Source organism: Clostridia bacterium (assembly GCA_034926675.1).
GTDB lineage: Bacteria > Bacillota > DTU025 > DTU025 > DTU025 > JAYFQW01.
The window spans coordinates 38,215-47,400 of the sequence record JAYFQW010000037.1 but is presented as its reverse complement, the minus strand read 5'-3'; the positions used below and the strand labels follow the sequence as shown (position 1 = coordinate 47,400).

At 60.1% G+C, this 9,186-nt stretch carries 9 protein-coding genes; 1 reads left to right on the top strand and 8 read right to left on the bottom strand.

Going from position 1 to position 9,186, the window contains the following annotated elements:
• Positions 1 to 515: 515 nt before the first annotated feature.
• On the bottom strand, positions 516 to 1,382 hold the full coding sequence (locus VB144_09995; GenBank protein ID MEA4883964.1) for a hypothetical protein: 867 nt from the start codon (positions 1,380 to 1,382) through the stop codon (positions 516 to 518).
• A gap of 126 nt (positions 1,383 to 1,508) precedes the next feature.
• Here VB144_09995 and VB144_09990 point away from each other — a divergent pair, with 126 nt between their 5' ends.
• Positions 1,509 to 2,228 carry a LysM domain-containing protein gene (locus VB144_09990; protein ID MEA4883963.1) on the top strand — a complete coding sequence of 240 codons (720 nt, stop codon included), beginning with the start codon at positions 1,509 to 1,511 and terminating at the stop codon, positions 2,226 to 2,228.
• An 80-nt stretch (positions 2,229 to 2,308) separates the two neighbouring features.
• Here VB144_09990 and VB144_09985 read toward each other — a convergent pair whose 3' ends face one another.
• The 7 genes from VB144_09985 to VB144_09955 form a co-directional block, all read right to left on the bottom strand.
• On the bottom strand, positions 2,309 to 3,133 hold the full coding sequence (locus tag VB144_09985) for a histidinol-phosphatase HisJ family protein (GenBank protein MEA4883962.1): 825 nt from the start codon (positions 3,131 to 3,133) through the stop codon (positions 2,309 to 2,311).
• Between the two features lie 15 nt (positions 3,134 to 3,148).
• Positions 3,149 to 3,718, bottom strand: coding sequence for a hypothetical protein (locus VB144_09980; GenBank protein MEA4883961.1), 570 nt, complete (start codon positions 3,716 to 3,718; stop codon positions 3,149 to 3,151).
• A complete protein-coding gene (locus VB144_09975; GenBank protein MEA4883960.1) occupies positions 3,715 to 5,235 on the bottom strand; it encodes a potassium transporter TrkG in 1,521 nt (506 codons plus the stop codon). Before VB144_09975 ends, VB144_09980 begins: the two co-directional genes overlap by 4 nt.
• Positions 5,236 to 5,353: 118 nt before the next feature.
• The gene (locus VB144_09970) at positions 5,354 to 5,761 is read right to left on the bottom strand and encodes a TrkA family potassium uptake protein (protein MEA4883959.1); all 408 of its coding nucleotides are present in this window, start codon (positions 5,759 to 5,761) and stop codon (positions 5,354 to 5,356) included.
• Between the two features lie 2 nt (positions 5,762 to 5,763).
• Positions 5,764 to 6,411 carry a TrkA family potassium uptake protein gene (locus VB144_09965; protein ID MEA4883958.1) on the bottom strand — a complete coding sequence of 216 codons (648 nt, stop codon included), beginning with the start codon at positions 6,409 to 6,411 and terminating at the stop codon, positions 5,764 to 5,766.
• Positions 6,412 to 6,424: 13 nt separating this feature from the next.
• Positions 6,425 to 7,129 (bottom strand): response regulator, encoded by a 705-nt coding sequence (locus VB144_09960; GenBank protein ID MEA4883957.1) that lies wholly within the window; start codon positions 7,127 to 7,129, stop codon positions 6,425 to 6,427.
• A 16-nt stretch (positions 7,130 to 7,145) separates the two neighbouring features.
• Positions 7,146 to 9,095: an ATP-binding protein gene (locus VB144_09955; protein MEA4883956.1), complete on the bottom strand. Its 1,950-nt coding sequence runs from the start codon at positions 9,093 to 9,095 to the stop codon at positions 7,146 to 7,148.
• Positions 9,096 to 9,186 lie beyond the last annotated feature (91 nt).

Below are 9,186 nucleotides of genomic sequence, written 5' to 3'. Positions count from 1 at the left end.
AGATGTTGCCTACCTCTTCGCACTCGTCCACAATCTGTTTTCTGAAGACCGCGTCGTGTCTGTCCTGCACTATCAAGCACCCCCAACTCAATCGTATCAAATGATCAGGATTTCTCCAATTGAGTTACGGGGCTAAAGGGGTTTCGACCACTTCGACGGATAGCCCGGGTCAGATCCGCCCACCTTCACCGGGAACCTTACGGAAACGCGCTCGGGCCGCCTCGGACTTCCGGGGAGCGCTCAGGTTTGCGACCGTCGTGGGGCTCGCTTCGTCGTTATCCCCGCGGGCGTTGCTGCCAGGCCGCCAGGCCAGATGCGTGTGCAGTGCTGCACGCCAACTGCAGTAAGGTACTCGGAGCTGCGGTGCTCAAGATGGGCAACAGGTCGCCGCAGCCCTTTGCGTGACCCGCTGAATCGCCGAATTGCTGACCCGCTGAATCGCTGAATCGCTGAATCGCTGAATAGCCGAATAGCCGTCGTCCTCTCCCCCAAACTAGGGGCCATCGCTAGTCGCCTCAGCCGTAGCCATCAACTGTTCTGTACACCGTTTCATACGGTTCCCAGGTTAGCCCCGAGCTGCCATCTGGCTTCGCCCGAAACACCTTCCGCACACTCCAGCCTCCACTGTAATCAGGCTCGTACGATGCCATGAATGTGCCTGCCGGACCAACGGTCACCTCCATCAGCAGCGTGCCTCTGAGTAGATCATACTGCCAAACCGTCTCAGAGCACAGGACCCCATCCGCATCATACTCACTGACCGACTCGCGCTTCCCGCGTCCGTCGTAGGCAGTCAAGTATGTACGAAGGAGAGCGCCGTCTCCCGCGTAAAGCTCGCGCGAGACCTCGCGTCCATCACCGTCGTGGCTTATGATGGTCCATTCCATGGCCTTGCCCGCAGGGTCCTTCAGAGTGCGCTTGAGCACAATTGCCCCGCCGTCCGTGCAAGAGTACTCGGCTGTCTCCGTGCCGGTCAGGCTGCCATCGTCGGCCAGATGCCGCACCTCTAGAATCTCGCCGTCTGCCCCGCGGCGGTAGACGCACTGCGATGCCGGCACGCCGCGAATGCCATGGATGGTCTCGTCAATGAGATACCCGAGCCTGTCGTACGTGTAGGTTGCCATGACGAACCTGGAGAAGGGCTCAACTCCGAAATCCGCGGCTCGCTCTGAATCGTGGACGCACGATTCGTAGGCAACAACCCAAACATTGAATGGAAGCATCTCCGCCCGCGCCTCTGCAACCGGAAGCGCACGCGGGCTGGAACGCGCCGCCGCATCAGGATGGCAACCGGTCACCGCCGGCTCGCCAGCTCCAAAGGCCGCTGCCGCCATCACCAGCACCAGAAAGGCGCAGACTGCGACCGATACTGTCATTCTCATCTATCCTCACCTCCACGACCGCGTTTCCGCAACACCGGGACTTCCGTCCATCAGGACTTTGAGCACAATGACGACGGTCGCACTGCCGCATACCCTGTACCAGACCAACACGGGAGTGATGGAAGCATGTCAATGGTCTATGACGAGTTCTACGCAGCGCAGTTCCCCACCTGCCCCGGGGGGACTCTATACGTGGTTAGGGCGGGCGATACCCTATACACCATCGCCCAGCGCTTCGGAACCACGGTCAATGCGCTCATGGCTGCGAATCCAGGGATAGACCCGCTCAACTTGATGATCGGGCAGACGATCTGCATCCCTATCCCTGGCCCAGCGCCATGCCCTGGGTTCATTTACGTGGTGCAGCCCGGCGACACCTACTACCTGATCGCCAGGAGATACGGCACTACAGTCGACGCCCTCATCAGGGCGAACCCAGGGGTCGACCCCAACAGGCTCTACGTGGGGCAGCGGATATGCGTGCCTACTGTAGTGATTCCGCCTCCGCCGATCACCCGGGTCTGCGTGTTGGCGCTGAGCCCGCGTGTGCCAACGTATGCGCCGAATGCCGGTGGAGCACTGTGGCTCAGAACCGACCAGTTTGGCAACACCCAGGTGCTCGTATCGAGCGTGAACCTGCCGCAGCTTTCAACATCAGAGCCATACCGCGCCGTGTTCAGTTGGCCCGGCGGCGCCGTGAGCGTGCCTCTCGCGCCAGTAGCCGGACTGCCCGGAGTATGGGTAGGCGCCGCAACACAGGCATTCCCTGCAACCCTCTTCACAGCCGGAGCGGTGGATGTCTTCCCAGGCCCAGTCCTTGGAGCATTCATGAGGGACTGCCGCTAGCGACCGCAATCGATCCCACAAAGACCTGCAGAAACTCGGCAGGCGGCTGAGAAGGGGCGGACACACGTCCGCCCCACTCTCTACGAAAGCGCCACCGCCCTGCGGCGCCGCCCTTGGAAACCTGTGACTTCCGAATATCCGGAATCGCGCGCTATCGCCACGATCTCGGCAAAACGCGACCCCACATCATCCGGCTCGTGAGCATCGGAGGCCAGGGTGATGCCGACCCCGCCTGCCTTCGCCCGAGCCAGAAGCCTCGCATCTGGGTATGCCTCGCCGACCGGCCTTCGCAGCCCCGCGCTGGACAGCTCAAGGCACGTGCCTGTCCGAGCAGCGGCGGAGATCAGGTCATCGTACAGGTGAAGCAGCTCAGGCTCGAAATCCGGCCCAGGCCTTGCTCCAAACACCTTGATAACGTCTGGGTGGCCCAATACATCGAAGATCCCGCTTCCCACCGCGCGCGTCGCTATCGTGAAGTAGCGCCTGTAGGCATCTTCCACCTGTCTTCCGTTCCAGCTCTCCGGGGATATGTCGAAACCCCAATCACCGAGCCAGTGCACTGACCCGAGAACCACGTCCCAGGGATGCCTCTTGAGGAACTCCGCTATTGCATCTGAGCTCTCCTCGATGTAATCGAACTCAATGCCCAGCCTAACCGGAAGCCCTTCGCGCTTCAGGCCCAATGCCAGATCGACATAGTCGTCGGCTGAGAATCTGTGGCCATGCCGAGAGACGAAGCCTGGCTGCCTGAGAAGCCCCGCAGTCTCAACGAAGTTGTGGGAGTGCTCCGTGAAGGCCACCTCGGAAATACCAACCTCCATGGCTCTCTCAATGAAACGCATCGCGTTGCCGCGGGTGATCCCGGCACGTTCTAGGTGCATGTGGTAATCAATCGGGTACTCCATTCGTTGCTCGACCGCCTATTCTCCGTTCTGAACGGGTTTTCTTCGAGTGGATACGAAGACTAGGCCCAGGGCTATCGCAGCCCCAGCCCACATGGCTGCGCCCCGTATCCGTACTGCATCGACAGGTTTGGCCGCCGGCGCCGCCGGGGATGCCACCTGGATATCCTGAGCCTTTACCGCCAGCTCCCCGCCCTGCTCAGGGTCTGCGCGCCGGAACACTCCCATAACGCGCACCACGTCGCCTGTACGCTTGTAGCAGCCGCCGGAGCGGTTCACCTCGCCGAAAAGCAGAGCGGGCCCCCATACCCCGCATACGACTCCATCGTCGCTCACGTTGATCCAAGCTGTCTCTCCCCTGAGCATCATGTCTCCGACCAGTTCGCCCTGGATTTCCACAATGGCGCCGTCCAGTTCCTTCGCGTGCTCGATGAGGTCTAGCACCCTGACCCGCTTCGCAGATCCGGCCTCGGCCCCGCACTCTCCCCCGCCCGCCAACGCCATCAACGCGAGGGATGCAATAATCAAGATGCATATGAATGCCGCTCGACTCAGGGGATCATACGACCCCGTGTGCATCCGGCTCATGCCCTCGCTCCCCCCACTATCCTAGCGATCCTTCCGACAAACACGAACACTGCCATGAACTCGAGTCTTCCAACCCACATGCCGAGAATGTAGAGCACCTTCAGAAACGCGGGCATGGCCGGAGTGCTGATCCCGCATGACAACCCCACATTTCCGATCACGGAAGCGGACTCGAAAACAGCCCCTGGGAGGCCATACCCAGCAAGCACAGTCGCTGCTACAAGGATAAACCACGACAGGACATAGAGGAAGATGATCTCCAGCGCCGGTCTCACATGTTTGTCTTCAAGGACTATGTCCTGCCCCATGTGTATCTTCGACACCACAACAGCCGACTCCGGGAGTATCAGCTTGGTCACGTCCTGCGCTACGGCCTTGAAGGCTATGCCTATCCGCATAGCCTTGAAACCGCCGGCGGTAGACGATGCCGACCCTCCGAACAGCATAGCCAAACTGGCCGCGAACAGCGCAAGCGGCCCCCATTCCAGCACGATCTGGCGCGCGTACACACTCGCGAAGCCCGTAGTGGTGTGGGCAGATAGGATTATGTAGTATCCTCGCCTGAATAGCGATACGGCGTCTGGATACACGCCTTGCTTCCCCAGTTCGAAGGCTGCGAGCGCCCCGAGCACAGTCGAGGTCACAGCGAAGGTTGCTGTCTCGAGGTTTCTGTACAATTCCTTGCGGTTCCCAGTCATCACCGCCCAGTGCAGGTTGAAGTTGAGCGAGCCAATGAGAAAGAACACTATCGTGACAATCTCATATAGCAGGCTGTGGTAGTAGATGATGTTCTGGCTCATCGGGGTGAAACCCCCGGTGGACCAGGCCGCCATGAACACCCACATACCGTGGAGAAAGGCAGTGACTGGAGGCTGCCCTATCACGATGCCGACGATGCCCTGGGCCGCAGTGCCGATCACAAGGTAGATGATGCTGATCATCCAAATCGCTCTGGCAGTGCTGATTACGTTCGGCTGCAGCCGTACATCCTTGCCTTCTCCCACGTACAGCTTGAACGCCCCAGGCATGCTGCGGAAAAGGAAGCTCAGGGCGAGGACTACGATGCCCTGCCCGCCTATCCACGTGAGGAGATGCCTCCACATGTTGAGGCCGATTGACACATGGTCGAGGTCCTGAATGAGCACGATGCCTGTTGTAGTGAGCCCGCTCATCACATCGAACATGGCGTCAAGATAAGAGCTCCAGTGTCCGCTCAGGTAGTAGGGAAACGCAGCCAAGACGGCGCCGGCGAGCCAGCTTAGCGCAACGACCACCATCCCCTGCGACCAGGAAAGATCCCCGTCGTGGCCGCGGAACACAATCATGAGGAAGAACCCCAGCGAGGCCGACGCCCCTATGCCGGATACGAAATCAAGCACCGTCGGAAGTTCCACAGCGATGACAGATGTCACTAGTGGAACCGCCATCACTCCTGCCAGAAGCAGCATCATCTTGCCTGTGTACCAGCCGATTGGCCCGAATGACTTCACACGCCTGGATGCAGAAGTCGTACTCACACTGAAGCCCCCTACCTGACAATCCGGGGGATCAGCCAAGTGATGACTGCACCCACCAGGATAAGGAACAAAGCACCTGCGATCTCAACAAGAACGCCAGCAGCAGCAGCTGGAGGATTCAGCCTTCGCACGTGATTCCCTCCTCTATCGCATCGGCGATGAGAGCTGTGCCGGATATCGCCGTGTCCACGCCCAGCAATGCGAGGGTTTCCCGGTTCTTCGGGTTGTTCACCCTTGCGACCACGTGCCGCACTCCGAACCGTTTCTTGGCCACCTGGCAGATCACCAGGTTGACTTCATCCTCTCCGGTGGCGGCTGCAACCACGTCCGCGGCGTCCGCCCCGGCATCGCCCAGGGCCCCTGGATCAGTCCCATCGCCGCACACCGTGAGGATGCCTGTCTGCTCCGCCGTCCTCTGACATCTCGCCGGGTCCCTGTCCACCAGAGAAACGTGGTGCCCACGATCAATTAGCGTCTTGACAAGGTAGTAGCCAACCTTTCCGGCGCCAACAACAACAATGCGCATACCTAATCCTCCAAGAGATCCCGCAATGTTGCGAAAGCATCAACGCGCACCGCGACCACTAGCCCGTCGCCTGCAGCCAGCTTAAACCCTGGATCTGCCACCCGTGCGATGCCGTCGGCAATAACGGCGCACACCCGCGCCTTGCCCGGGATCTCAATGTCGCCTACTGTCTTTCCATCCTGCGCCGGGCCCACGATTGCATCGGCGATCACGACTTCACCTGCCCCAACCGAATACTGGGTCTGTATTCCCACAGTAAGGAGCATACTCCTGATGCTCGAAGCGCCGAGATCGGTAGGGCAGACACCTGGAACGCCCAGATCGCGAAACATGGCCTCATTGCGAGGCTCGTTTATCCTGGCCACAACCCGCTTGACGCCGAACATCCTCTGAGCCACCTGTGCCGCCATGAGGTTCGAGCTATCGCTCGCGGTCACAGCCGCGAAGGCATCAGTCCCATCTATGCCGGCTTCCTTCAGCACATCCTGATCGATGCCTGCCCCGGTTACGGTCATCCCATTGAAGGTGGCCCCGAGATTCGCAAAGGCCTCTGGGTCTCGGTCCACCACCACCACGTCATGCCCATCATCTGCAAGAGATGTGGCAAGGGTTGCGCCAACACGGCCGCAACCCACTATCAGGACTCGCATGCAACGTGTCCCCCTACTCCAGATCGCCTAGGTCGATGCCTGATGGCGAGTAGTGCCACTGGCACACCCTGTCCAGGTTTCTTTCAGCAGGAGCATATGATGGATCAAGCGCCACCGCTACCCTGTACATGCGCTGTGCTGCTGGAATTGAACCACGTTTCTCATCCGCGACTCCCATGAGGTTGAACACATCCGCCCTGGCTGGGTCCTGGTTCAGTGCGAGAAGAAGCCTTGGGACTGCATTGACAGCGTCGCCCTCACGTAAGAGCGCCCGCGCCTCTGCTACGCGCTGATCAGGCGTGAACGAGCGCGCATCGGCGTTCCCAGATCCCTGGGTCTGGGCCACATCAGTTTTTTTCGCCAGGTTGTGCTGGACGATGGCACGGATCTCATCAGGAGTGAACGGCTTCTGCAGGTAGTCCGCTGCGCCAGCCTTCATAGCCTCCACCGCGGTTTCAATGGTTCCATGAGCTGTTATGATGACCACGAGCTGATCTGGAACCAACGTCCTGATCCTCTTTAGTACGCTCACCCCGTCCATTCCTGGCAGTTTCATGTCGAGCATCACCAGATCGTGGCTGCCCTCCTCGGCTTTCTCAAGAGCGTGCTCACCGTCCACTGCGGACGTCACCTTGTAGCCAGCCTCCTCAAGGCATTGGGTGAGAAGCAACCTGATGCTCCTGTCGTCATCCACCACGAGGATTCTCTCGCCGCTCATCTGAACTCACTCACTTTCAATCTGCGCTCGCCTGTTTCTCTGCCAACACAGTCGGGGCGACAGCCGCAACCGTCGCCGCCGTCGTCGAAGGCGAAGTAGGCGGGCCGGCAATGGGAAGCGTAAACACGAAGGTAGCGCCATGCCCAGGCTCACCCTCGACCCATATCTCCCCGCCATGGGCCTTAACAATGGCCTTGCTAATGGGAAGCCCCAGGCCTGCCGCCCCTCCTGGGCGTTCTTTCATCTGGTAGAACCTGTCGAATATCTTCTCGCGCTGATGCACCGGGATACCGGGGCCGGTGTCGGATACCGAGACAGCTATCTCGTCTCCACGCCGAGATGCTCGAAGCGCGATCCGGCCGCCGGGGGCAGTGTAGCGCAGCGCGTTCGATAGCAGATTAGCGATAACCGATATCACCTTGTCAGGGTCCACTCTCGCCACGGGCAGAGCCTCGACCGCTTCCACCTCAAGCGCGACTCCTCTATCAGCAGTCTGTGGGCCAAAAGGAGACAGCGCGCGATCGAGGATCATCTGGAACTCCACATCCTGCAGCTTCAGGTTAACCCTGCCCGATTCCAGCTTGGAAAGCTCAAGGAGATCATCCACTAGGCCGGTGAGCCTGGCTGTCTCCTCCTCCGCCATGTCTATTAGGGCCCGCTCTCTGGTAAGGCCAGACATGGCCGTACTCTCACGCAGCATTCCGACGCCCATTGCAATGGACGTGAGCGGAGTCCTAATCTCGTGGGAGACGTCGGACAGGAAATCCGACTTCATCTTCTCGAGCCTTGCGAAGTATGTGACGTCCTTGAAGACGACCACCGCCCCTGACGGCCTTTCCCCTGCTCTCTCTGATCCCACGCTCGTGTGCAGCGCGACCGATGCGAGGGGAACAACCTCCGCCTCGTAGAATCTCTGCTCATCGCCTTGCATGGCAGATACGGTTCTGGGGTGGGGAGCGACGCCATCAGCCAGCGCCCTGCCTATCATGCCTGCGACGTCCGTCCTGGCGATCGCCTCGAAGGCGTCTCTGCCCACCGCTTCATCGCGCCGCAGGCCCAGGAAGGCTTCTGCGGACGGGTTCATCATCAGTATCCGCCTGTCCCCGTCGATCAAGACCACCGCCTCATCCATGGCAGTGATGACCGTGAGCGCTTTCCGCTGCTCAGCCGCTACCCTGCCGCTCATGGCCTCCTCGTACTCGCGGAGCCTGGCCACCATGTTGTTGAACTCCTGCGCCAGCTCGCCGATTTCGTCGGTGGACTGCACCTCCACCGCCTCATCAAGGTTGCCCTCTTTGATTCTCCGCACGGCCCTTGTGAGATCCAGGGTCGGACGGACGACCGAGGCAGATACGCCCGCGCCCAGAAACACACCGATGAGAACAGCGGATACCCCAACGGCCACAGTGGACACAGTCGCCCATCTCGCGGCTGCACGAGATCGGGAGTTGCCCTCCATCAGCGCCTGGTGATTCATCTCAAGGAGCTCCTGCAAACTCCCGCGGATCGCCTTGAACATGGGCTCGGCCTGGGCAAGATACACGCGCCTGGCGCCAGCGGAATCGCCCCCCACAACGAGGCCGTGCATGGCCTCGAACAGGCTGCCGTACTCCTTGTACCTGGCCTTCACCTCATTGAAGACCCTCCCTTCTCCGGGAAGGGTGATGTTGGTCTCCTCCGTGGCGCTCCACTTGAGGAAGTCGGAATGGCCAATCTGGTAGATATCGCCCGCTCCCCTCACCTCGCCAAGGAGCATTAGAAGTTCGGCGCTGTCCTGCCTTTCGATCGCGGCCACCATATTCTCCGCAGCCAGCACACTTATGTAGTTCTCTCTTGTGATCTCCGTGATTACACGTGCAAGGTGGACGAAATTATATATGGCCCACGTGCCAACCACTCCGGTGATCACCACGAGGACCATATACCCAGAAAGAATCTGGCGCCTGAGGCCAGCGGAACGCCGCATCATACTATCTCCCGCAGCGAAGTGCACAGAAGGTCGCTGGACGCACCCTACAGAACATGCCCCAAGGTGTGACCGGCCCTAGGTACGGACA

What these genes read in the sequence shown, in the direction of transcription:
- VB144_09995 (MEA4883964.1), bottom strand. Translation starts at nt 1,382, where the DNA reads ATGAGAATGACAGTATCGGTCGCAGTCTGCGCCTTTCTGGTGCTGGTG.
- VB144_09990 (MEA4883963.1), top strand. Translation starts at nt 1,509, where the DNA reads ATGTCAATGGTCTATGACGAGTTCTACGCAGCGCAGTTCCCCACCTGC.
- VB144_09985 (MEA4883962.1), bottom strand. Translation starts at nt 3,133, where the DNA reads ATGGAGTACCCGATTGATTACCACATGCACCTAGAACGTGCCGGGATC.
- VB144_09980 (MEA4883961.1), bottom strand. Translation starts at nt 3,718, where the DNA reads ATGAGCCGGATGCACACGGGGTCGTATGATCCCCTGAGTCGAGCGGCA.
- VB144_09970 (MEA4883959.1), bottom strand. Translation starts at nt 5,761, where the DNA reads ATGCGCATTGTTGTTGTTGGCGCCGGAAAGGTTGGCTACTACCTTGTC.
- VB144_09965 (MEA4883958.1), bottom strand. Translation starts at nt 6,411, where the DNA reads ATGCGAGTCCTGATAGTGGGTTGCGGCCGTGTTGGCGCAACCCTTGCC.
- VB144_09960 (MEA4883957.1), bottom strand. Translation starts at nt 7,129, where the DNA reads ATGAGCGGCGAGAGAATCCTCGTGGTGGATGACGACAGGAGCATCAGG.
- VB144_09955 (MEA4883956.1), bottom strand. Translation starts at nt 9,095, where the DNA reads ATGCGGCGTTCCGCTGGCCTCAGGCGCCAGATTCTTTCTGGGTATATG.